Source organism: Ligilactobacillus sp. WC1T17, assembly GCA_900110005.1.
GTDB classification, from domain to species: domain Bacteria; phylum Bacillota; class Bacilli; order Lactobacillales; family Lactobacillaceae; genus Ligilactobacillus; species Ligilactobacillus ruminis_A.
Genome location: FOCC01000006.1, coordinates 1 through 21,760, shown reverse-complemented (window position 1 = coordinate 21,760; position 21,760 = coordinate 1). Strand labels below are relative to the sequence as shown.

Annotated in this window: 25 protein-coding genes; 12 read left to right on the top strand and 13 right to left on the bottom strand. The window is 41.9% G+C overall.

Annotated elements, in window-relative coordinates; all coding sequences use genetic code 11:
- The first annotated feature begins 51 nt into the window (after positions 1–51).
- Positions 52–1,812: a pyruvate kinase gene (gene pyk / locus BMX26_RS04800; protein ID WP_075530330.1), complete on the top strand. Its 1,761-nt coding sequence runs from the start codon at positions 52–54 to the stop codon at positions 1,810–1,812.
- A 141-nt stretch (positions 1,813–1,953) separates the two neighbouring features.
- Here pyk and BMX26_RS04795 read toward each other — a convergent pair whose 3' ends face one another.
- The 9 genes from BMX26_RS04795 to BMX26_RS04765 form a co-directional block, all read right to left on the bottom strand.
- The gene (locus tag BMX26_RS04795; RefSeq protein WP_075530329.1) at positions 1,954–2,196 is read right to left on the bottom strand and encodes a DUF975 family protein; all 243 of its coding nucleotides are present in this window, start codon (positions 2,194–2,196) and stop codon (positions 1,954–1,956) included.
- A gap of 15 nt (positions 2,197–2,211) precedes the next feature.
- Positions 2,212–2,391 carry a hypothetical protein gene (locus tag BMX26_RS04790; RefSeq protein ID WP_075530328.1) on the bottom strand — a complete coding sequence of 60 codons (180 nt, stop codon included), beginning with the start codon at positions 2,389–2,391 and terminating at the stop codon, positions 2,212–2,214.
- Positions 2,392–2,525: 134 nt separating this feature from the next.
- On the bottom strand, positions 2,526–3,548 hold the full coding sequence (locus BMX26_RS04785; protein WP_075530327.1) for a Gfo/Idh/MocA family oxidoreductase: 1,023 nt from the start codon (positions 3,546–3,548) through the stop codon (positions 2,526–2,528).
- A 191-nt stretch (positions 3,549–3,739) separates the two neighbouring features.
- The gene (locus tag BMX26_RS09610; protein ID WP_173648032.1) at positions 3,740–3,901 is read right to left on the bottom strand and encodes a hypothetical protein; all 162 of its coding nucleotides are present in this window, start codon (positions 3,899–3,901) and stop codon (positions 3,740–3,742) included.
- 507 nt (positions 3,902–4,408) lie between these two features.
- A complete protein-coding gene (locus BMX26_RS09605; RefSeq protein ID WP_180366055.1) occupies positions 4,409–4,576 on the bottom strand; it encodes a hypothetical protein in 168 nt (55 codons plus the stop codon).
- A 161-nt stretch (positions 4,577–4,737) separates the two neighbouring features.
- Entirely contained in the window at positions 4,738–5,409 is a 672-nt protein-coding gene (locus BMX26_RS04780) for an NAD(P)H-dependent oxidoreductase (RefSeq protein ID WP_075530326.1), read from the bottom strand.
- Positions 5,410–5,420: 11 nt separating this feature from the next.
- Positions 5,421–6,800: a DUF438 domain-containing protein gene (locus BMX26_RS04775; RefSeq protein WP_075530325.1), complete on the bottom strand. Its 1,380-nt coding sequence runs from the start codon at positions 6,798–6,800 to the stop codon at positions 5,421–5,423.
- Positions 6,790–7,026, bottom strand: a complete 237-nt coding sequence (locus BMX26_RS04770) for a DUF1858 domain-containing protein (protein WP_075530324.1) — start codon at positions 7,024–7,026, stop codon at positions 6,790–6,792. Before BMX26_RS04770 ends, BMX26_RS04775 begins: the two co-directional genes overlap by 11 nt.
- A 1-nt stretch (position 7,027) precedes the next feature.
- The gene (locus BMX26_RS04765) at positions 7,028–7,342 is read right to left on the bottom strand and encodes a metal-sulfur cluster assembly factor (RefSeq protein ID WP_075530323.1); all 315 of its coding nucleotides are present in this window, start codon (positions 7,340–7,342) and stop codon (positions 7,028–7,030) included.
- Positions 7,343–7,888: 546 nt separating this feature from the next.
- Between BMX26_RS04765 and BMX26_RS04760 the strand changes: the two genes are divergently transcribed.
- The 4 genes from BMX26_RS04760 (at position 7,889) to BMX26_RS04745 (ending at position 11,145) form a co-directional block, all read left to right on the top strand.
- Positions 7,889–9,226 carry an NCS2 family permease gene (locus BMX26_RS04760; protein WP_412771400.1) on the top strand — a complete coding sequence of 446 codons (1,338 nt, stop codon included), beginning with the start codon at positions 7,889–7,891 and terminating at the stop codon, positions 9,224–9,226.
- An 81-nt stretch (positions 9,227–9,307) separates the two neighbouring features.
- Complete coding sequence (locus tag BMX26_RS04755; RefSeq protein WP_075530322.1) at positions 9,308–9,724, top strand: bis(5'-nucleosyl)-tetraphosphatase; 417 nt, start codon at positions 9,308–9,310, stop codon at positions 9,722–9,724.
- Between the two features lie 422 nt (positions 9,725–10,146).
- Positions 10,147–10,845 carry a TIGR00266 family protein gene (locus BMX26_RS04750; RefSeq protein WP_075530321.1) on the top strand — a complete coding sequence of 233 codons (699 nt, stop codon included), beginning with the start codon at positions 10,147–10,149 and terminating at the stop codon, positions 10,843–10,845.
- Positions 10,846–10,902: 57 nt separating this feature from the next.
- A complete protein-coding gene (locus BMX26_RS04745) occupies positions 10,903–11,145 on the top strand; it encodes a hypothetical protein (RefSeq protein ID WP_075530320.1) in 243 nt (80 codons plus the stop codon).
- On the opposite strand, the gene BMX26_RS04740 is transcribed toward BMX26_RS04745, so the two are convergent.
- Positions 11,138–12,010 (bottom strand): LysR family transcriptional regulator, encoded by an 873-nt coding sequence (locus tag BMX26_RS04740; protein ID WP_075530319.1) that lies wholly within the window; start codon positions 12,008–12,010, stop codon positions 11,138–11,140. The genes BMX26_RS04745 and BMX26_RS04740 overlap by 8 nt on opposite strands.
- A gap of 122 nt (positions 12,011–12,132) precedes the next feature.
- On the opposite strand from BMX26_RS04740, the gene BMX26_RS04735 reads away from it, so the two are divergent.
- From BMX26_RS04735 to BMX26_RS04705, 7 genes are all read left to right on the top strand, one after another.
- Complete coding sequence (locus tag BMX26_RS04735) at positions 12,133–12,348, top strand: hypothetical protein (RefSeq protein WP_075530318.1); 216 nt, start codon at positions 12,133–12,135, stop codon at positions 12,346–12,348.
- Between the two features lie 20 nt (positions 12,349–12,368).
- A complete protein-coding gene (locus BMX26_RS04730; protein WP_075530317.1) occupies positions 12,369–13,370 on the top strand; it encodes an alpha/beta hydrolase in 1,002 nt (333 codons plus the stop codon).
- A gap of 12 nt (positions 13,371–13,382) precedes the next feature.
- Positions 13,383–13,898 carry a cyclophilin-like fold protein gene (locus tag BMX26_RS04725; protein WP_082272484.1) on the top strand — a complete coding sequence of 172 codons (516 nt, stop codon included), beginning with the start codon at positions 13,383–13,385 and terminating at the stop codon, positions 13,896–13,898.
- 456 nt (positions 13,899–14,354) lie between these two features.
- The gene (locus tag BMX26_RS04720) at positions 14,355–14,798 is read left to right on the top strand and encodes an Rrf2 family transcriptional regulator (RefSeq protein WP_225355205.1); all 444 of its coding nucleotides are present in this window, start codon (positions 14,355–14,357) and stop codon (positions 14,796–14,798) included.
- Entirely contained in the window at positions 14,795–15,805 is a 1,011-nt protein-coding gene (locus BMX26_RS04715; RefSeq protein ID WP_075530314.1) for an NADP-dependent oxidoreductase, read from the top strand. The genes BMX26_RS04720 and BMX26_RS04715 overlap by 4 nt, the downstream gene beginning before the upstream one ends.
- Before the next feature lie 503 nt (positions 15,806–16,308).
- Entirely contained in the window at positions 16,309–17,256 is a 948-nt protein-coding gene (locus BMX26_RS04710) for an IS110 family transposase (protein ID WP_075530313.1), read from the top strand.
- A gap of 85 nt (positions 17,257–17,341) precedes the next feature.
- Positions 17,342–19,846 (top strand): ATP-binding cassette domain-containing protein, encoded by a 2,505-nt coding sequence (locus BMX26_RS04705; RefSeq protein WP_075530312.1) that lies wholly within the window; start codon positions 17,342–17,344, stop codon positions 19,844–19,846.
- A gap of 141 nt (positions 19,847–19,987) precedes the next feature.
- Here BMX26_RS04705 and BMX26_RS04700 read toward each other — a convergent pair whose 3' ends face one another.
- From BMX26_RS04700 to BMX26_RS04690, 3 genes are all read right to left on the bottom strand, one after another.
- Entirely contained in the window at positions 19,988–20,905 is a 918-nt protein-coding gene (locus BMX26_RS04700) for a winged helix-turn-helix domain-containing protein (RefSeq protein WP_075530311.1), read from the bottom strand.
- 290 nt (positions 20,906–21,195) lie between these two features.
- Positions 21,196–21,375 carry a hypothetical protein gene (locus BMX26_RS04695; protein ID WP_075530310.1) on the bottom strand — a complete coding sequence of 60 codons (180 nt, stop codon included), beginning with the start codon at positions 21,373–21,375 and terminating at the stop codon, positions 21,196–21,198.
- 127 nt (positions 21,376–21,502) lie between these two features.
- The gene (locus BMX26_RS04690) at positions 21,503–21,739 is read right to left on the bottom strand and encodes a hypothetical protein (protein WP_075530309.1); all 237 of its coding nucleotides are present in this window, start codon (positions 21,737–21,739) and stop codon (positions 21,503–21,505) included.
- Between the last annotated feature and the right edge of the window lie 21 nt (positions 21,740–21,760).

The following is a 21,760-nucleotide window of genomic DNA, read 5'->3' as shown; positions in this document are numbered from 1 at the left end:
TGATGGCGTAAATTTTTATCACATCGTAACACTAAAGGAGATAAACAACTTATGAAAAAGACCAAGATCGTAAGTACACTTGGACCAGCTAGCTCTGATTTAGATACAATTGTAAAATTGATTGAAGCAGGCGCTAACGTATTCCGTTTTAACTTCTCTCATGGTGATCATGAAGAACATTTGGGTCGTATGAACCTTGTTAGCCAAGCTGAAAAGATTACTGGCAAGATGGTTGGTAAGATGCTTGATACTAAGGGTGCTGAAATCCGTACCACTGTTCAAAAAGAAGGCAAGATTAAGTTTGAAATCGGCGACGAAGTACGTATTTCCATGGATGACAGCATTGAAGGTACACATGAAAAGATTGCTGTAACATACCCAGGCTTGTATGATGACGTTCATGAAGGCGGCCACGTTCTTTTTGATGATGGTTTGATTGATATGCAAATTGAAAAGAAAGACGAAGCTAACCATGAATTGGTATGTAAAGTCTTGAACGAAGGTGTGCTTGGTTCACGTAAGGGTGTTAACGCACCTGGCGTTTCCATCAACCTTCCTGGTATCACTGAAAAAGATGCTAGCGACATTCGTTTTGGTTTGGACAATGAAATCAACTTCATCGCTGCTTCATTCGTTCGTAAGCCACAAGACGTGCTTGATATTCGTGAACTTTTGGAAGAAAAGCACATGGAACATGTTCAAATCTTCCCTAAGATTGAATCACAAGAAGGTATCGACAATATTGATGATATCTTGAAAGTTTCTGATGGTTTGATGATTGCTCGTGGTGACATGGGTGTTGAAATTCCAGCAGAAAACGTTCCTTTGGTACAAAAGTCATTAATCAAGAAGTGCAATGCTTTAGGTCTTCCTGTTATCACAGCTACACAAATGCTTGACTCAATGCAAGAAAACCCACGTCCTACACGTGCCGAAGCATCTGACGTTGCTAACGCTGTCTTTGATGGTACTGATGCAACAATGCTTTCTGGTGAATCTGCAAACGGTGACTACCCTGTAGAAGCTGTTGCTACTATGGCTCGTATCGACGTTAAGGCTGAAAATGCTTTGCGTCAACACAAGTCATTCTCACTTAATGACTTTGACAAGACAGACGTTACTGAAGCAATCGGCCGTGCCGTTGCTGAAACAGCAAACAACTTGAACATCAAGACAATCGTTGCTGCTACTAAGTCAGGTCATACAGCACGTATGATTTCCAAGTACCGTCCAGATGCAAACATCTTGGCTGTTACATTTGACGAACGTACTCGTCGTGGCCTTTCTATCAATTGGGGCGTTTACCCAGTTGTTGCTGAAACACCAGCTTCTACTGATGAAATGTTCAGCTTAGCTACAGAAGAAGCTAAGAAGGCTGGCTTTGCTAAGGAAGGCGACTTGATCTTAATCACAGCCGGTGTTCCTGTTGGCGAAAAAGGTACAACCAACGTTATGAAGATTCAACTTATCGGTTCAAAGCTTGTTGAAGGCCAAGGTGTTGGCGATGAAACAGTTATCGGTAAGACAGTTGTTGCTACATCTGCTGATGAAGCAAACAAGAAAGCTATCGAAGGCGGTATCCTTGTTACATCTACAACAGACAAGGATTACTTGCCAGCTATCGAAAAGTCTTCAGCATTGATTGTTGAAAACGGCGGTTTAACATCACATGCAGCTGTTGTTGGTATCTCAATGGGTATTCCTGTTATCGTTGGTGCTAAGAACGCTACATCACTTATTGCTGATGGCGAAGTGGTAACTGTTGATTCACGTCGTGGTATTGTTTACCATGGTGCATCAAACGCACTTTAATCAAAAATAATTGAGCGTTGAGTAAAGATCCGGATTTTACCGGCGCTTGGAGCCTTCTTTATGAAGGCTCTTTTTTTGTACAAAAAAACTGCCGCTAATGCAGCAGTTTACATCTATTTCTTGGTTAAATGATTGTAGTAATTAGCCATTGTCCCATTGTAATAAAATGATCCAGATAAAACCCAAACCTAACGTGACTAAACTTAAAAGAAACCAGCCCAGAAAACTTAATTTTAGCAATAAAAGTTCTCTTTTATGACCATCCACCAATTCTTGACTAGCTTCAGTACATTGGTTGGGGGTTAGCTTAGGCTGATTTTTATAAATAAAATAGGCTTGTGAATAGGCCAGGTATTTGACAATACCAGGGACTATTAAAAGCAAGGTCCAAAGCAGGCGCTAAACGTCGGTTAAAATGTTAATCATGACGATATTAAACCAAATTTTAGGCTTAAAAGCGCTAAACATCTGCTTAGGAGCGGAAAAATCAGCTTTTTGATGGCGAAACCAATCTAAAGTGGTATAGGCTACGCCGACATAAACCAGCTGTAAGCAAAGCTCATAAATAATTTTAAACACATCGCGTAGATTAAAATTTTCATTAGTTACGGGTAGATTACGGTTAAGTGGTTAATTATTTAAAAAGGGTGCTGACAGCAAATATACCCTAAAAATGAAAACCCAAAAGGTAAGAATGGCTAAAATTCATAAATTTATTGCAGTAGCGAGTAGCCTTTAGCTAAAATTTCGATTTGGGCCAGCGTTTGTTCATCGCTGACTAACTTAGGCCGATGGTTGACAAGACTTTGATAGATTCCTTCATAAAAACGACTATAATCACCGGAAACAGTGGTAATTTTTTCCTGATGATAGTGATTGTCAGCGTCCATATAAGTTAAAATGCCATAATCTTCCGGTTTATCTAAACCAAAATCAGGATGATCTGGGCTAGGCAGATAAAAATGCTTTAAATCTTGTTCTTGTTTATCTTCAGTAACTTTAATAAAAGAACCTTTGGTGCCATAAAGAGCAAAGCTGGGACGTTTGGTTAGTCTAAAATAGCTGGATTTAATGGACACTTTTAAAGGATTGTCATAGTAAAAATCCAAGTCGAATAAATCGTTCATCCGGCCCTTACCTAAAATTTGTCGAACATCATAGCTGACTTTGTGCGGCTTGCCAAAATAGCTGATAATTTGGTCAACCGTGTGGCAAGCATGGGTATATAAGAAACTATTTTCCCAGGTTAAAGATTGTTGGTTAGCTGGTACTTCAGGCCTAAAGTAGTCATAATTATTTTCCACTTCAATGAGTTGACCTAACTTATTTGACTCAATAACTTTTTGGACTGTCAAAAAATCGCTGTCAAAGCGCCGGTTTTGATAAGCTTGGATAAAAAGCCCCTTTTGTTTAGCTAAATCGAAGAGTTCTTGTGCTTGAGCGACCGTTTGGGTAAAGGGTTTTTCAACTAAAACATTTTTATTATGTTCTAAGCATTTTTTGGCATAGTCATAGTGAAAAGCGCTAGGAGTTGTAACGACGACTAAACCAAGCTCTTGATCATTGAAAATATCATCTAAATTATTCGTATAAGTTACTTTGGCTAACTTAGGCCATGGAGAATCATTGTGGCGTGAAAAGATAGTTTTAATGTTAAACCGACCATTTTTTAAAGCAAAGGGCACATGGTAGCGGTTAGTACTTTTACCGTTGCCAATGTAAGCAATATTAAGCATTTGATCACCTCTTAGATTTAATACATTCATTATAACAGAAAATTAAAATGTTTGAGAAAACGTTTTTTATTTCGAAATTTTAAAGTAAAAACCATGGTTACGAAGTAGCTAAAAAGATTAAGCATACATCCTGCAGGCTCAATTTAAGCAAAGGGCCTCTATTGCGGTTGTAATAGAGGTCCTTTTTCATGTTATTTAAAAAAACGGTCTGCATAGAATCCAAGTGTTTTTTTGACGGCAGTCATGTCATGACCTGCACCGGAAACGGTATGATAGGAAAGCTTATTTTCAAAAACCTCAAGCTTTCTCATAGCCCTTATCTGCGGAGTCATGGAGTAACCGGTGGAATCCATTGAGCCGACTCCGGCATAGATATTAAAGCCTTGCCCGCTTTCTGCTGCCTTGGCTAAAACAGCAGCCGTCCTCTTCGGCGCCGCAGAGCCGCCATTTTCTGTGACAATCCATGACCTTGATTAAAGGCTTAACAATATCCGGGTCAGCCAGCCACAAAGGCTACAAAGACGGCATCGTCCCCCTGATAGCTTTGGTTAAGTCCACTTTATTTTTCAAGTCGCCATCAACAAAACTAACCCGATTATTTGAAAAAGTTTGCAGGCGTTTTAAGACGTTGTGGCCGAATAAGACCAAGTTGGCATCGCTTGAATCTAAGAGGTATTAAGTTGTCATGTTTCCGATTTGGCCGGTAGCTGCTAAAATTGCGTATGTTGTCATGTAAATCGCTTCTTTTTTATAATTTATGACTGTAGTATACGAAAAAAAGCAGCTGGCAACAGTAATTATGGCGTATTATACTATGCGTTAAATGCATAAAAAAAGATCACAAGCGATGTGATCTTTTTTTATTTTGCAGCCAGTTCTAAAGCTCTTTTGAGCACAGTTGAGCCGTTTAAACGACCGTAATCGAGTGCATCAATGATTTCGACGGGAATATCACCGCCGTCTTTAGCCTTGTCTTTGAGGCTTTCTTTTAGGCGGGGGACCATAAATTTGACTTGCGGTCCGACCATGACAACATCAGGAATTTCCCATTGCAGGTCACTAGCAACTTTTTTTGCAGGGCCAGCGGAAATTTTGGTCTGAATTTTGCCAAGTCATTTAAAAAGCAATGCCTATTCATTGATAATGCTTTGCTATTTCATCAAGCAGGTTATTAATAATGACGGCCTAGTTAATCATTAATAAATTTAGCAAAATCAGTTTTAGATAGTTTAACTTGCGGGCGTTTAGGGTCTTTTAAGCGGTAGCCCAAGGATAGCATCACAGCTGCACTTTCTTTTTGCGGGTCAATTAAATGCTGCTGCGTTAAAATTTCATTGACTTCTTTACGGTTGAAGCCCTCAATCGGACAAGAATCAATTCCGATGGCTGAAGCAGCAGTCATCATTGCTCCTAAAGCAAGGTAGGTTTGCTTAGCAGCCCAGTCAAAAAAGCCTAGCCGGTCATTTTGGGGAATCTCCATATCATTTAATTGAAATTTTTGGTAGTTATTTAAAACCTTAGCTTCAACTGCAGGATCTAGGTGACGGTCTTTAATATTTTGGGTCAGCAATTCGTCGTAGCGGACATCTTTGCGGGCTACAAAGACGATGAAAGTATCAGCGGCATGTTCGATTGACTTTTGAGCTCCCCAAGCATGTTTTCTAATTTCATTCCAACTTTGCCCATCATTAAAGACCAAAATACGCCAGTCTAAAAGACCGACTGAAGAAGGACTCATGCGGCCGATTTCTAAAATATAATCAAGGTCGGCATTAGTAATTTTTTGGTCGGTATATTCGCGAATAGCTCGTCTGAAGTGGGCTCCAGTGAGCAAAGCTTCTTTAATTGCATTTTTTTCCATGAAAACACCTCTTATTTTTGGTTAGGACGGCGCATTTCACCATCTAGTTCGCGTAATGGCTTGATATCCTGTACCGATTCCAGACAGCCTAAGTAATTGCCTTGGCTATCTTTAATGGCCATGTATTGGATGTAGATGAATTTTTCATCATGCAGGTTAAACCAGCGGGTGACCACCGTTTCTTTGCCGGCGTGAAAGTCGGCAAAAATTTTTTTGACTTGGGGTAAGGCTTTAGGCGGATGACAATTGAAGACGGACCGGCCTAAGACACTTTTAGTGCGTGGAAAAATTGGATTAGGATTGCCGGTGAACCATTTAACGTTGTCATTTTTATCGACAAACGTTAATTCAAGCGGTAAAGCCCGCAAAATCGCTTCGATTTCGATAGGCGACAATTTTCCGCCTGAGGTGAAGGAAACCGCCGCTTGCGATAAATCTGGCAAAATCAGTTGGGCTTGAGCCAAATCTTGGGCTCCGGCGGCTAACGCGGGGTCTTTTTTATAAGGTACTGTTTCTTCTGCAGTCAGGTTTTGGTTGGCGGCTAGATTTTGTGCCATCTTGTTTAATTCCTTGGCGATTTCAGAAGAATCTTTGTTTTTATCAGCTTCAATTTCAGCTGTAGTCGGCTTCCACATGATAGGTTTAGGAATTAAAGTATATTCCATATTTTCCTCATCTTCGCGGACCATTTGCCAGTCAAGTGAGGTTGCTACTTCATCGAGCATTGGAATCATGATGGCTTCTTCTTTAAAAATCATCTCGGTAACTTCTTTGCAGGCAGCTTCGATGGCGGTTTCAATCTCATATTTATCAGGCAGGGGATCTTGCTTAACCAGTTGGTTGGCGTGCTTAATTAAGCCTCTAATCTTATCATCGACGCCCCACATTACTTGCGGCGGTGCAGTGATACCGTATTTATCCATTAAAGGAAAGAGGGTATTTTCTTTTCTAGTATAGTGTTTGTCGATGGTGGCCAAGTCGGCTAAAGCTTTGCGCATGCGGGTGAGGTAGCTTTCATTTTTACCATCTTGCTGCCATTTCTTTAATACTGGCAAAAGCTCATCATCAATCAAAGACGAGATAATCAGATTTTCTAATTTCATCGTTGCTACTGGATGACCAGGTTTTTGTAAGGCTGGTGTTGCGCTGTCGTTTGAAATAGAGCCCTTGAAAACGGCAGCATGGACGTTGCAGAGATTTTTAATCTCTTGCGGATTTAACCCGTTGGCAATCAGTTGTCGTTCAGCGGAAGTGATTTCGGAGACATCTACGGAATCAAAGGTGTCGTTGAAAATTTTTTTGGCTTCATCAAAGTCGCCGCCTTGATGGAGCATATTTAAAATTTCGACAATTTTTTTTTGCCTTTGTAAACTTTCATCGTTAGTTGTCAAAATTAATCACCTCATATCCTTTAGCTTCAAAAGCTGCTTTAATTTTATCCTTATCAATTCCCATGGCACGTGATCCTTTATTAAGATTGACGATGCGGCCGACCGACGTTAGCATACCGGGAATTTTAATCTTGGTAAAGCCTAAGTCAACCATTGTATCAACAAAGTCAGGGTATTTTTGAGCTAATTCATAAATTGGTACTTGAAAATCAATTACTTTTTGCATTTTATTCACCTGTAATTCCGAGAGCTATTTTTCCTTGATCGCTAATTCTGTCCATGGTCCAAACGGGGTACCAGACAATTTTTACTAGGCAAGCTGAGATACCGTCAACATTGGTAACCTGACGTTTGATTTCTTCTTCTAAAAAGCTTCCTAAAGGACACCCCATGGTAGTTAGAGTCATGGTAACAGTGGCGGTACTGCCACTGAGTTCAATGTCATAGACTAAGCCTAGATTTACAATGTCAATCCCTAGCTCAGGATCGATGACTTGGCTTAGGGCAGTTAAAATTGCTTGAACTTGTTCAGCTTGGGTCATTTCAATCAATTCCTTTACTTATTTTTTATGATTTCACCTTGCAGAAACCGCAAGTTTATTATAACAAATAATTTTGAGCAAATAAGTTGGAATGCTTGCAATTATTGTAGGTTGTTAAGGAAAAAACAAGCGGCAAGAATTTTGATCGTAGGTAGTTCAAGTTTATCAAACAAGCTGGTCTTTCAACAGCTTTTTTCCAGCTTCAATTAAGCCTATGTTTTTACTAATTTTGACGGTGTCGATTATGTTATAAAGTACCTGATTATTTTTAGAAAAAAGCACTGACAATGACAAGATACTTTTAATTATTGCAGTCACACAAAAATTTTAGCGTATTGTACGGTAATTTTTTAATTAAGCAATAAAGTTCGGCTTTTGCCGTGACGACGTTTTTTAGAGTATGTTGCTTTTTTTAAGAAAAGGCTCTCATAAAATCCGAACGTTAATTATTTGCGTAATAGGTATTTACATGTTTTTGCGAATGTTGTATAGTATAACCATGCAATTATAGAAATTCGGTATTAATTACCGAAGTAAAGGAGAATTATTGTGGACGCAATTAAGTCTTATTTTTTCAAAGTCAAGGATGAAGATGGCAATATTAAAACCCTTGACACTACTGTAAAACGCGAACTATTGGCTGGTTTTACAACTTTTATTTCAATGTGTTACATTCTTTTCGTTAACCCAACAGTGCTTGGGGCTTCTGGTATGGACAAAGGCGCTGTTTTCACAGCTACAGCCTTATCTTCAGCTTTTGGCTGTTTAATGATGGGGATTGTTGCTAAATACCCAATCGCAACAGCTCCTTCTTTGGGGATTAACGCCTTTTTTGCTTACTCAGTATGTATCGGAATGAAGATTCCTTGGCAAACAGCTTTAGCTGGTGCTTTTATCGCTGCAGTCATCTTTATTATCATGTCTGCAACCTATTTGCGTGAAGCTATCATTAATGCTATTCCGCAAGATTTGAAGTATGCTATTTCTGCTGGTATTGGGATGTTTATCGCCTTTATCGGTTTACAAGATGGCGGTTTGGTTGTTAAGAATAGTGCAACTTTAGTTGGGTTAGGCAGCTTCTCAGGCGAAACTTGGGTTACTGTTGTCGGTTTGCTCGTCATTGCTGTGCTGATGGTCTTAAATGTTCCCGGTGCTATCTTTATCGGCATGGTTATCGCTACTATTTTCGGGATTGTTACTGGTTTGACTGCTTTGCCAACATCATTTGTTTCAGCAGCACCAAGTTTATCACCAACATTTGGGGTTGCTTTAAAGCATATTAGTGATATCAATTCCTTCCAATTAGTCATTGTTATTTTAACTTTCTTATTGGTTGCTTTCTTTGATACTGCCGGTACTTTAGTTGGTTTGACCACTCAGGCTGGTTTCATCGGCAAAGATGGCCGTATTCCACGTGTTGGCCGTGCGTTGATTTCTGATTCTTCAGCCATGCTGGTTAGTACTGTTTTAGGTACTTCCCCTGTTGGTGCCTATGTTGAATCATCTGCTGGGATTGCCGTTGGGGGCCGTTCTGGTTTAACCGCAGTGACAACCGGTGTCCTTTTCATCTTTGGGATGTTCTTTTCACCATTGCTGGCCGTTGTTACTACCCATGTTACCGCTCCTGCTTTGATTATTGTCGGCGTTTTGATGGCTTCTAACTTGGCTAAGGTTAACTGGGATAAATTGGAAATTGCTATCCCTGCTTTCCTGATCGTGGTTGGCATGCCTTTGACATACAGTATCGCTGATGGTTTGGCTTTAGGGGTTATTGCTTACCCTATTACCATGATTGCTGCTAAGCGTGGTAAAGAAGTACCAGCTTTAATGTATGCTTTATTCTTCGTCTTCTTGGTCTTCTTCTGGGTCTTAAGTCGCGGATAAAAAAAACACCTGCTTGGCAGGTGTTTTTTTATGGCTTAATATAGAGTAAGATGATATAAAATGAAGAAATGAGGCGTTTTTATGGCAATTGAAATTACCAGCGGTGCTGTTATTTACCGCAAAAAAACAGGCGAGATTCAGTACTTGCTGTTGCAAAGTATGAATAAAGGACATTTTTGGGGCTTTCCTAAGGGACACATTGAAGAAAATGAGAGCCTTTTAGAAGCGGCTCAACGTGAAATTAAAGAAGAAACCACGCTAGAACTTCCCATTCAAACTGATTTTTCCGTCTACACTGAATATGACTTGCCCAATGGCAACCGCAAGCAAATGACCCTTTATACAGCTGAATTAACAAAAGATCAAGACTTGCACCTGCAAGCTGAAGAAATCAAGAATGCCGGCTGGTTTAACTACCAAAATGCCAGAGAACGGCTGACATATGATAATTTGAAAGATCTTTTAGATCAAGTTAATACTTATCTAATTGGAAAATAACTGCTAACCGTGAATGGAATTCATTCACGGTTATTTATAATAGAAAACATTTATAGCTTTTGGGACACTAAACCAACCATATCTAGATTAAGCAAAATTAGTTTGAATTAATTCAATATGCAAATCTCTAGTCTGTTGCAAATACGGCTTATCAAAAATGAAAGGTCGCTCAACTTTAAAAATAAGTCTCTGCCTATATGGTGGAGGCTTATTTTGGCTTGATTTTAAAGACTACCGCGTTTACTTCCGCACATCACGTGGCTTTTATAGTTTGTATTTTCCATTTGTATGCCTTATGATGATAACAGTAAAATCATTTTGAAAGATGAACAATAAAATGTGCGATTGGGGGTGTAAAGCATTAGGTATAAATACGAATTGCTTAATCCCCAATGCGACTAAAAATCTTAGGAGGAAATCTTATGGACTACCAAATTCTCGGCGATTCTGATTGTCCGATTGTACAAGTTAACCTCGGCTATGGCGAATCTATTCAGGTTGAACGCGGGGCAATGGCCTATTCTTCAAACGTTGAACTGCAAGGAAAGATGAACACCAATAAAAGCGGCCTGGGCGGGTTACTCAGTGCTTTGGGGCGGTCTTTAACCAGCGGCGAGAGCTTCTTTATGACCCATGCTACTGGACAGGCTGAAGGGGCTTTTATTGGTATTGCTCCGTCCGTTCCCGGCAAAATCGTCAACCTGCCTATTGGCAGCCGCCAATATCGCCTTAACACCGGCGTCTTTTTAGCTTGTGACAGCTCAGTTTCCTATAATATGGTTTCGCAAAATATGGACGGGGCCTTTTTGGGAGGAACCGGCGGATTTTTTGTTATGGAAACCCAAGGACAAGGTGATATGCTGGTCTCGGCTTTCGGCGATATCATAGAATTGACTGTTACTCAAGACAGACCGCTGACGATTGACAATGAACATGTTGTAGCCTGGGATAGCAGTCTGGACTACAATATTCAGGTTGCTTCCGGAATATTCGGCTTTACTACTGGCGAAGGACTGGTTAACCAATTCTACGGCAATGGTCGTGTCTTAATCCAAACCCGTAACCTTAGAAGCTTAGTTGATTCACTTACAGCCTACCTGCCTGATACATCGAATAGCTAAAATAAAAATATTCCTTCAGATGAATGGTCGTTTTTAGGCGGAAGAGGGGGGAAGATTATGAATAACCAGTTTATTCAGACAGCAGTTATTAAATGGGATAAAATTGCAGAGGACAGCTATTTAAGGAAAATCGAAGCTTTTAGTTTAACGACCCTCCAATTTTGGAGGGTCGTATTTGTCATTGCTGGCGGCTCCGCCGCACATGAGGGGCCCTATGCTTCTCATTCTGCCGTACGCTTGCCTCCCAGGTTACCGGACAGGCGCCTCCGGCGCACCGGAATATTCATGAAAATTACTTGAAAGCCCTTTTTATCTGCTCCAGAAACTTACCGGCAATAGGAGTAAAGGTCTGATACTTATTCCAAATGAGATATAGCTCTGATTTCAGTTCCGGTGAAAGAGGTCTGAATACCATGTCAGTCCCTTCGGTATTTATCAGATCTTTAAATGTAAGAAGTATTCCAAGGTTTTCCCTTGCAAATACAGAGCCGTTATAGGATAGTCTGAAAGAGCCTTCAAGCTTAAGTTCCGGATATTTGTCTTTCGCCCACACTTTGATCTCATTGTTCCAGCTCTGTTCAGATACAAATAGAGGTTGTCCTATCAGGTCAGAGACATGGATGAATTTTTTCTTTGCAAGGGGATGAGATGAAGATATGATTGCTCCCCATACATCGGCTTCCGGAAACTTAACATATTCATATTTATTGCTGTCAGGTGTTTCACATAGTACAGCAAAGTCTAAAATGCCCTTATCAAGCTTTTCAGTAACCTGCTCAGTATCTCCGCTGGTTATATGATAAGTGAAGTTGGGGTATTTTTCTTTTAACTTATAGATCTCTCTGGCAAGATATCTTATCTGATAGCTCTCGGCCAGTCCAAAATAAATATCCCCACCTGTTATATCATCCAGGGAACTAAATTCCTGTTCGATCTTATCTGACATAGCCACAAGATCCTGTGCGCGGTCACGTAGAAGCATCCCTTCGTCCGTAAGCGAAATGCTGAAACTGTGCCTTACAAACAATTTCTTCCCAAGTTCTTCCTCTAATGATTTTAATGTCTTTGAAAGAGTAGGCTGTGATACATGAAGCTGCTCAGCAGCCTTTGACATATTTTCTTCCCTTGCAACTGCAAGAAAATATCTGAGATTTTTTATTTCCATGAAAAACTCCTAAAAGTTGACGATTAAAGTGTTATTCCAAAAACGAATATCATGATATTTATTTTATTCATTAGCGAAAACCTGGTCAAGGATTTACTATAAAATCAGAAGGAGCAAAAAAGATGGAAACCAAAAAGATTCTTGAAAGCCTTACTGACATGGGCTGTGACGATAAACAGATTTGCTTCATGAAGAAAATGTATGAAGAAGGCGATACCGAAATATTACTTCGGGATTTACGAAAATGCCGGTGCCATCTGATGGACGAACTTCATGACAGTCAGAAGAAAGTTGATAACATGGATTTTTTGATAAGACAGATTCAAAAAGAAAAGTAATTAAAACGGAGGAATGTAAAATGATCAGAAAAGAAGAACTGAACCTTGTAACGGAATGGGATAAAACCTTTAAGAAAAGTGATAAGGTAGACCATAGCAAAGTCACATTTGTAAACAGATATGGAATCACTCTTGCAGCGGATATGTATGTTCCAAAGAATGCAGATGGTAAGCTCCCTGCAATTGCTGTATGCGGGCCATTTGGTGCAGTTAAAGAGCAGTGCTCAGGTCTTTATGCTCAGACAATGGCAGAGAGAGGATTCTTAACAATAGCATTTGACTCATCATTTACAGGAGAGTCCGGTGGGAACGTAAGATATATGGCATCTCCTGATATCAACACAGAAGATTTCATGGCTGCAGTTGATTTCCTTTCACTTAATGAAAAAGTAGATCCTGACAGGATTGGAATCATCGGTATCTGTGGATGGGGCGGCATGGCTGTAAATACAGCAGCTCTTGATACAAGGATCAAAGCTACAGCTGCAATGACAATGTATGACATGACAAGAGTAAATGCTAATGGATATTTTGACTTAGAGGACAGCGAAGAAGCAAGGTATCAGAAGAGGGCTGCCATGTGCGCTCAGAGACTTGAAGACCTTAAGGCAGGTGAGTATAAGCTTGGCGGCGGAGTTGTAGACCCACTTCCTGAGGATGCGCCTTTCTTTGTAAAAGATTACTATGATTACTACAAGACTGACAGAGGTTATCACAAGAGAAGCCTTAATTCTAATGGTGGCTGGAATGTAATCGGTTGTGAATCCTTTGTTAATCAGCCAATTCTTAAATATAGCAACGAGATCAGAAGTGCAGTTTTACTTGTTCATGGAGAGAAGGCTCATTCATGTTATTTCTCAAAGGATGCATATGCAGATATGGTAAAAGACAGCAAGTATGCTGATAATAAAGAACTTATGATAATTCCTGATGCGGTGCATACAGATCTATATGATGGCGGAGATAAGGATTATATTCCATTTGACAAGCTAGAGAGCTTCTTTAAGGAGAATTTGAAATAAAGGATGCTTGATATGAAAGAAAACATGATTTTGATAGCATTCTGTATGACAATCATGTTTTGTATGAGCGCCTGTTCAGGAAATACAATAAAATCCGGTGAAAATCAGAATGCAGTAACTGAAATATCAACATCAGAAAAAGATGAATCAGCAGCAGATGAAGCTATTGGAGATAGTTCTATGACAATGAAAATCGGCGATACAAAAGTTAATGTAGATTGGGAAGACAATCAGGCTGTAGAGAGACTGCGGGATATGGCTAAAGATGGTGATATTACCATTCAGATGTCAATGTATGGCGGTTTTGAACAGGTGGGTTCCATAGGACAGAGCTTGCCACGAGATGATAAACAGACAACAACGAGGTCAGGTGACATCGTACTTTATTCGGGCAATCAGATGGTAGTGTTCTATGGCTCCAACAGCTGGTCATACACAAGGCTTGGTCATATATCTGATAAGGATGAGGCAGAGATGGCAGAGCTTCTTTCTAATGGAGATGTTAAGATAACCATCAGCACGGAATAATTTTATGAGCAGGGAACTGAGGTTGACATCACTGTAAACAGAGTAAATAAGCTCAATGAGAGCTATGAGGCTATTACAGTAAAGCCTGAGGGCAGCAATCGATATTATATTCAGTCTGCCCTTCGCCTGGACAAACATGATTACGATATTTCGTTCCTCATTTGCGGTTTTGCTGTGGATCAACCGCGGGTAGTATGCCCTTTAAACTGACAGTAAGTGATTATTGACACAGATAATCACATCTGATAATGTATTTGTATCAGATACAGGTATAACAACGAAAGCGAGAAATGAAATGAATACAGAAATTATTAGAAATAGAAAGAGCGTTCGAACATATAAGGAACAGGCAATTCCGGAGAAGACACTGAACCAGGTGAGAGATTATCTAGAGAAGGGCATCCAGACTCCGGAAGACACAGAGTATATCGCGACTTATACGGTGGAGGTATGACGGTGGATACAAAATTCTCATCTTCCATTCACACTTTGATTCTGATTTCTGAATCAGAGACTCCCATGAATTCTGATCAGATTGCGGAAAGCGTTGGTACAAATGCAAGCTATATCCGGAAACTTACCACAAGATTAAGTAAAGCCGGAATCATAGAGGGGCGCCGGGGAGTCAGTGGTTTCCGGCTTGTCAGGAAGCCGGAAGATATTTCTCTACTTGATATCTACAGGGCCGTCATGAAGACAGACAACCTGCATCTGTTTGATCTCCATCAGAATCCGAATGATGCCTGTATTGTCGGGCATAATATCCGACCGGTTCTCGGAGGTATGTTTCGGGACATGGAAGAAAGTGTGGAAAAAAGATTACAGGGCATGACGCTCGCAGACTGTATTGGCAATATGCAGGAATATATCAGGAAGAATAACAAGGAGGCCATACAATGAAGGCAGCAGTTTTAACTCATTATGACAAAAAGGGCACAGATCTGGAAATTCAGGATCTTCCGGTACCTGTTCCGGAGGATGATGAAATCCTTGTGCATATTATGGCGGCGGGCGTGAATCCGCTGGACAATATGATCATCCGCGGGGAAGTAAAACTGATCGTTCCTTATAAGGTGCCGCTCATTATTGGAAATGAATTTTCCGGGATTGTTGAAAAAGCTGGGAAGAAAGCAACACGTTTTAAAGCCGGTGACCGGGTGTATGGCAGGATGCCGCTTAAAAAGATCGGTGCATTTGCGGAGTATGCCGCAGTGAAAGAATCTGCTCTGGCTCATATTCCGGACAATCTGTCCTTTGAGGAGGCGACAACAGTTCCACTTACTGCTCTTACAGCGATGCAGGCCTTCGAGATCATGCAGGTTAAACCGGGAGAATCCGTGTTCATTTCCGGAGGAACAGGAAGTCTTGGTGCGATGGCGATCCCGATAGCAAGAAGTCTTGGACTGCATGTTTATACAAATGGCAGTGCGGAAAATGAAGAACGGGTAAGAAAACTGTGCGCCGAGAAATTCATTGACTATAAAAAAGAAAACTACGTCGATGTTTTAGCCGATGTCGACCATGTTCTTGATACGCTTGGCGACCGTGCGCTTCCTGATGAATTTAAGGTGTTGAAAAATGGCGGCAATCTGGTATCTCTAAGAGGACTGCCAAATGGCAGGTTCGCAAAAAGAAGCAGGATGCCGCTTATTAAGAAAATACTTTTTCAGCTGGCCGGAAGAAAGTATGACAAAATGGCGGCGGCAAAGAACCAGACCTATGATTTCCTCTTTGTACATGAGGATGGGAATCAGTTGGAAAAGATAGCCGGCTTTTTTGACAAGGATCATCCGCTGGAAACTTCTGTTGACGCTGTATTCAGCCTGAATCAGGTAAATGAGGCATTGGATAAGGTAAAGCGAGGCGGCTCCAAAGGGAAAACAATCATTAAAGTTCATGATGCGTAAATGTAAAATAGCGCGTCTGGCTGTGCCGGATTACATCGGGGGTGCTGACATTTTCTTGGACCATTTACCAATCAATGTCCGCACCTAACTACTTGAAGCTTTCGGAATCGAGGCAACATGGAATTTTTGGACTTACATAAATATCGAAATTGTGGTAGTTTATGTAAGCATCATTAATTAACGGTATAATTGGAAACGAACACTCCTTTCAGTGATAACGAACAACACGACTGTCATTGAAAGGAGCTTTTAGTACCATAAAAGTGTAGTTGTTAGAGAGTAATTACCTCTGACATCTGCACTTATTTTTATAATAAGGGGAGTAATTGGTATGGCGAGAAGCTTTTTGGATTATTACATCCGGCATTAAAAACTGTCAGCCAACCCCTTATTATAAGTATTCGCTTAAGCAGGTAGGGATAAGCTCTCGTGTAACCAACTAAAATGAATGGTAATAAGTGTGGGTGGTAAACAATTACTAATTCAAGTACAGGAGGTTATGCATGATTAGCGTAGGTATTGATGTTTCAAAGGGAAAGAGTACAGTGTGCATACTAAAACTTTATGGGGAGATTGTCGCAAGCCCATTTGAGGTAAGGCACACAGAGAGTGAGCTGAAGAATCTGATTCAAATGATTCAGCGGCTGGATGGAGAAATTCGTATAGTTATGGAGGCAACCGGCATATATCATCTGCCAATGTTGTCAGTGCTTCAAGACCAGAACTTTTTTGTGGCTGTGATTAATCCTTTTGAAATGAAGGAGTATGCATCCAGAGGGCTTAGAAGGGTAAAGACCGATAAGCAGGATTCAATCACTATCGCGAACTATGGAATTGACAACTGGTATCGCTTGGAAAACCATCAAGTAAGTGATGATGTGTACTCAGAACTAAAGCTTTTGGGAAGGCAGTATTGCCATTACATGGAGCTTCACGTAAAGGCACTGCTTGAATTAATGCATATGCTGGATTATACAATGCCAGGAGTAAAGAAGGAGTTTCACAGTTGGAGTGAGAGCAACGGGAAGGACAAACTAAGTGATTTCGTAGAGAGGTACTGGCATTTCGATAATATAACGGCGATGACCAAAGAAGATTTTATTGAGGACTATATTTCCTGGGCTGCCGAAAAGAAATACCACCAGAACCGATCAAAAGCAGCTACGCTTTATGATCTTGCATCTGATGGTATCCCAACATTGCCTGCCAATACCCCATCGACCAAAATGCTGGTATTGGAAGCAGTAAGGGTACTTCGAGAAATCGACAGTACCTTACTGAAGATAATAACACGAATGAAAGAACTAGCAAAGACACTTCCTGAATATGAAACTGTACGAGCGATGGGAGGTGTTGGGGATGTCTTGGCACCTAAACTGATTGCGGAGATAGGCGATATAAGAAGATTTCATAGTGGTAAGGCACTTATTGCGTACTTGATATGGATTTGAAATATGATACAATATCAATACCAAGAACAAAACAACGATCATGAATCACAAGAAGGGAAAAGTAAATGGAAAAGAGGTAATTGTTATGTCCGGTGAGATCAGACAGAAGATGCTGCCAAAGTATATCGAGGTACGCGGCGCAAAGGTTCATAACCTTAAAAATATCAATGTAGATGTACCGCTTAACGAGATTGTAGCGATTGCAGGTGTCTCCGGTTCGGGAAAATCGTCGCTTGCACTTGGTGCGCTGTATGCAGAGGGATCCCGCAGGTATTTGGAATCCCTCTCTACCTATACGCGCCGGAGAATGACGCAGGCGGAACGGGCGGATGTGGATGATGTCCGGTATGTACCGGCGGCGCTTGCGCTGCGCCAGCGGCCGGGAGTTCCCGGCATCCGCAGCACGTTCGGTACACTATCGGAGCTGCTCAATAGTCTGCGGCTGATGTTTTCCCGGCTTGCGAGTCACCGCTGCCCTAACGGACATTACTGTTCGCCGTCTCTTTCGGTCGCGGCCATGCAGGAAATCACCTGTCCTGTCTGCGGCGCGAAATTCTACGGCCCCGGCGCGGAGGAGCTTGCTTTCAACAGCACCGGTGCCTGCAAGACTTGCGGCGGAACTGGAGTCACCCAGACCGTGAACGAGGCAGCGCTGGTGCCGGATGATTCTAAGACAATTGATGAAGGTGCAGTCGTCGTCTGGGGAACGCTCATGTGGTCACTGATGAAGGATATCGTGCGGACGATGGGCGTGCGGACAGATGTTCCATTTCGTGATTTGACGCCAGAGGAGAAAGAGATTGTTTATCACGGCGAGCTGAAGAAGCACCACATCCACTACGTCAATCCGAATACGCTGGAACCTGCGGAAATGGATTTTAATTATTACAGCGCGGTTAATTCGGTGAAGAATTCCCTGGCCAAGGTCAAGAACGAGAAGGGAATGAAGCGGCTCGAAAAATATCTGGAAGAAGACGTCTGCCCGGACTGCCATGGAACAAGGCTCTCGGAAGCCGCCCGCGCGCCGCGGCTTTTGGGTATCGGCCTGGATGAGGCGACGGCGATGACACTCTCGGAACTGATTCCCTGGGTGCAGGGTGTTCCGGCTTCTCTTCCGGAAGAAATGCGTCCCATGGCGGAAAACATCTGCGAATCTTTCATGGACGTCTCAAAGCGGCTGATGGATTTGGGACTTGGATACCTGTCGCTTGATCGGGCAGCTTCGACGCTTTCCACCGGTGAAAGGCAGCGTGTGCAGCTTGCAAGGGCAGTCCGCAACCGCACGACCGGCGTTCTCTATGTTCTTGATGAGCCGTCGATCGGTCTGCACCCCTATAATCTCAAGGGCCTGACCGGCGTAATGGACGATCTTCGGGCGGACGGGAACTCCGTTATCATTGTCGATCATGATACACAGGTTTTGAAGCATGCTGACTGGATGATCGAGATGGGAAAAGGAGCCGGAGCAGACGGCGGGACGGTGATTTCCGAGGGAACAATCGAAGACATTTCGAAGAATCCGCAGTCTGTCATCGGGCCGTTCCTATCCGATCAGTATGAAGCAAGAATCCGTCCGGTTTTGCAGACAGATTCGATGTTTGAGAAAGGTGTTATACATCTGGAAACAGGGGAGATTCATACGGTGCATCCTCTGGATGTGCGGATACCGATGGGACGGCTTACCGTGGTGACGGGCGTTTCCGGTTCGGGAAAGACGACGATGGTGCTCGAAAGCCTGATCCCGGCGCTGAAGGCAAAGATCAGCGGGCAGAGGATGCCGTCACATGTGAAAAGCATTGAAGCGAAAGGTATCACACAGGTCAAACTGATCGATGCGACGCCGATCGGCATCAATGTGCGCTCGACCGTGGCGACGTACGCCAATGTCCACGACGAACTCAGAAAAGTTTATGCGAAAACAAAGGACGCAAAGGAACGCTCCTTCAAGGCAGGAGATTTCTCTTATAATACGGGAAAGCTCCGCTGTCCGACCTGTGACGGAACAGGGGAAATCTCACTGGACGTTCAGTTTCTGCCTGATGTGAAGATTCCCTGCCCGGACTGCCGGGGCTCCCGGTACGGAAAGGAAGCTTTTGAAATCCGCCGCAAGGCAAAGGATGGACAGGAATACAGCCTGCCGGAGCTGATGAATATGAGTGTGGATCAAGTTCTGCACGCACTCGGCGGGCTTAAACTCGTGCAGCAGCGGCTGCAGGTGCTGCACAACTTAGGGCTCGGTTATCTGACTCTCGGGGAGGAAACGCCGGGACTTTCCGGCGGTGAAGCGCAGCGTTTAAAACTTGCCAGCGAGATGGGGAAAGGACAGAGCGACTCGGTATTTGTTTTTGATGAACCGACGATCGGACTGCATCCACAGGATGTGAGGACACTGCTGCATGTTTTTCAGACTTTGATTGATCACGGCGCTACTGTAGTGGTTATTGAACATGATCTCGATGTGATAAAAAATGCCGATTACATTATCGACATGGGACCGGGAGGTGGAAAAGAGGGTGGCAGGATTGTTGCGGGTGGCACTCCTGACGAAATCAAACAGTTTAATGAGAGCATTACCGGGCAATACATATAATTAGGTAAATAAATCCCGCATAATATATGACACGATGTTAGAAAATATGTGCCTATGTTTGTCTGCCTGCATATAGTACCATTTATGTACAATTAAGTTTAACGGCCCTCCAATTTTGGAGGGTCGTATTTGTTAAAATATTCAATCATCCTGATATTCTGCCAGCGCATCTGTGTCAACAGCCTTTATTTCAAATGTCTTTCGAGTCGATACGCAGAAGTTATACTCAATCATCAGATTGGCAAGACGCTCTCCATCAATAAGTATGATATGGTGCGAATGTGCGTAATCCTTTGCTTTTTGTGAAAACCTCGCGGTCGTCACAAAAAGACCATCGCCTTTCTTTCCCGCTATTGCCCCCACAAAGCTTTGTATATCAGGCTGACCTACAACTTTATCAACCGCCCACTCCTTTGACTGCATGTAGATGAGAGAAAAGCCAAGCTTATCCTCCATGATGATTCCATCAATTCCATCATCGCCTGATGCCACTGTTGCATGGCTTCCAAAATCTGCCTTCCCATATCCCATCTTAAGTAGCAGGTCGACAACGAACTTCTCAAACGTATATGGCGGTATTTTTAAAACTTCTGTAAGCAGATCAGATGCAAGACTATCATTGATCTCCTTGTAGGCATCTTCCAACTGATCATCCGGTGTCAGGTCTTTAGAAACTTCTGCTGTCGGATTCCCTCCACCATCCTCTGTTGATACAGGAATTGATTTGAACTCAACGAATGAAGGAAAGCGCTCCAGATACTTAGCGTCTATTGTCTTCGGGTTTTCAGCAACTACCTTCTTCCCCGCTTCAGTGATTACAATCGTTGCACGGGCAGGGCTGTCCAGTAGGCCTGCCTTTTTCAGATAGGTCTTTGCCCAACCCACACGATTTTTGAATACCGTCTGTCTCCCGCTGGGAAGCATCTCTGCCATATCTTCTGATGACAAATTTAGCTGATGAGCTAGCGTGGCAGTGACATCCTTGATCTTATAAATGCCGCCGTCCTGTACTGCCAGAAGCAATGGTTTCATTAGTTCATCATATTTTGGAACTGACATATGTACTCCTTCCCATATTCATTCACCCTTCCACTGTTTTACGTTTAACGACCCTCCAATTTTGGAGGGTCGTATTTGCAAAAAAGAACCTGATTACAAAAAACTTATCAGTTATATCATGATAATAGATGTGGTAGTCAATTTGATTGATAACTTGATAGACATTGTAACTAGGTTCTTCAAATAATTAAATACCAAGAGTAGGGGAAGAGATTCCCCGAAATTGGTGTACACAAATTATAACACACCTTTCAAGTTTCAAGATGGATAAATTAATAAAGGTTTTAAGTTTAACGACCCTCCAATTTTAGAGGGTCGTATTTGTAACTGTTCTTCTTTGATTGTTCCAATCCAATGCGCTTTTGAAGCTTTTTAACAATCTCATCGGCGTCAACTTTCTTTTGTTCCGGAGCAGTTGCCGTTGCCTTTACGTCAGCTACTGTTTCATCTGTTACTGTTGCATCGTCCATGATGTACCTCACGTTTTAAGGCCTGGGAGCCTGTAATCTCGGCTGTTTTTTTAGCCCTGCAACTCGGAAAAAGGGCATAAAAAAGACGACTAGCAATAGTCGTCTTAAAATTATTAATCCGCCTTATCTATCCCCAGCCATTTGCATATGACTTGGGATATTTTCCATCCTCCAAACATTTCAAAATCACCCTGTAAGTGGCGCTAATAAATTGATTATCAATCTTTTTTCCTGATTCAAGTACATAGCTTTTATCGTGTTTATTAACTGTGATATTATCTATTTTTATATTTTTATCATGATTCCTAACTTCATATGTTACAGATTTATCGTTATTATCAAGCAAAATCATTTCAAACATCATTAGCTATCACCACCTTTATAG

Excerpts from the sequence above, each read along its gene's own strand:
- pyk (WP_075530330.1), top strand. The coding sequence starts at position 52 with ATGAAAAAGACCAAGATCGTAAGTACACTTGGACCAGCTAGCTCTGAT.
- BMX26_RS04785 (WP_075530327.1), bottom strand. The coding sequence starts at position 3,548 with ATGCTTAATATTGCTTACATTGGCAACGGTAAAAGTACTAACCGCTAC.
- BMX26_RS09610 (WP_173648032.1), bottom strand. The coding sequence starts at position 3,901 with ATGGATTCCACCGGTTACTCCATGACTCCGCAGATAAGGGCTATGAGA.
- BMX26_RS09605 (WP_180366055.1), bottom strand. The coding sequence starts at position 4,576 with ATGGTCGGACCGCAAGTCAAATTTATGGTCCCCCGCCTAAAAGAAAGC.
- BMX26_RS04780 (WP_075530326.1), bottom strand. The coding sequence starts at position 5,409 with ATGGAAAAAAATGCAATTAAAGAAGCTTTGCTCACTGGAGCCCACTTC.
- BMX26_RS04770 (WP_075530324.1), bottom strand. The coding sequence starts at position 7,026 with ATGCAAAAAGTAATTGATTTTCAAGTACCAATTTATGAATTAGCTCAA.
- BMX26_RS04765 (WP_075530323.1), bottom strand. The coding sequence starts at position 7,342 with ATGACCCAAGCTGAACAAGTTCAAGCAATTTTAACTGCCCTAAGCCAA.
- BMX26_RS04755 (WP_075530322.1), top strand. The coding sequence starts at position 9,308 with ATGGCAATTGAAATTACCAGCGGTGCTGTTATTTACCGCAAAAAAACA.
- BMX26_RS04750 (WP_075530321.1), top strand. The coding sequence starts at position 10,147 with ATGGACTACCAAATTCTCGGCGATTCTGATTGTCCGATTGTACAAGTT.
- BMX26_RS04745 (WP_075530320.1), top strand. The coding sequence starts at position 10,903 with ATGAATAACCAGTTTATTCAGACAGCAGTTATTAAATGGGATAAAATT.
- BMX26_RS04740 (WP_075530319.1), bottom strand. The coding sequence starts at position 12,010 with ATGGAAATAAAAAATCTCAGATATTTTCTTGCAGTTGCAAGGGAAGAA.
- BMX26_RS04735 (WP_075530318.1), top strand. The coding sequence starts at position 12,133 with ATGGAAACCAAAAAGATTCTTGAAAGCCTTACTGACATGGGCTGTGAC.
- BMX26_RS04730 (WP_075530317.1), top strand. The coding sequence starts at position 12,369 with ATGATCAGAAAAGAAGAACTGAACCTTGTAACGGAATGGGATAAAACC.
- BMX26_RS04725 (WP_082272484.1), top strand. The coding sequence starts at position 13,383 with ATGAAAGAAAACATGATTTTGATAGCATTCTGTATGACAATCATGTTT.
- BMX26_RS04715 (WP_075530314.1), top strand. The coding sequence starts at position 14,795 with ATGAAGGCAGCAGTTTTAACTCATTATGACAAAAAGGGCACAGATCTG.
- BMX26_RS04710 (WP_075530313.1), top strand. The coding sequence starts at position 16,309 with ATGATTAGCGTAGGTATTGATGTTTCAAAGGGAAAGAGTACAGTGTGC.
- BMX26_RS04705 (WP_075530312.1), top strand. The coding sequence starts at position 17,342 with ATGTCCGGTGAGATCAGACAGAAGATGCTGCCAAAGTATATCGAGGTA.
- BMX26_RS04700 (WP_075530311.1), bottom strand. The coding sequence starts at position 20,905 with ATGTCAGTTCCAAAATATGATGAACTAATGAAACCATTGCTTCTGGCA.
- BMX26_RS04695 (WP_075530310.1), bottom strand. The coding sequence starts at position 21,375 with ATGGACGATGCAACAGTAACAGATGAAACAGTAGCTGACGTAAAGGCA.
- BMX26_RS04690 (WP_075530309.1), bottom strand. The coding sequence starts at position 21,739 with ATGATGTTTGAAATGATTTTGCTTGATAATAACGATAAATCTGTAACA.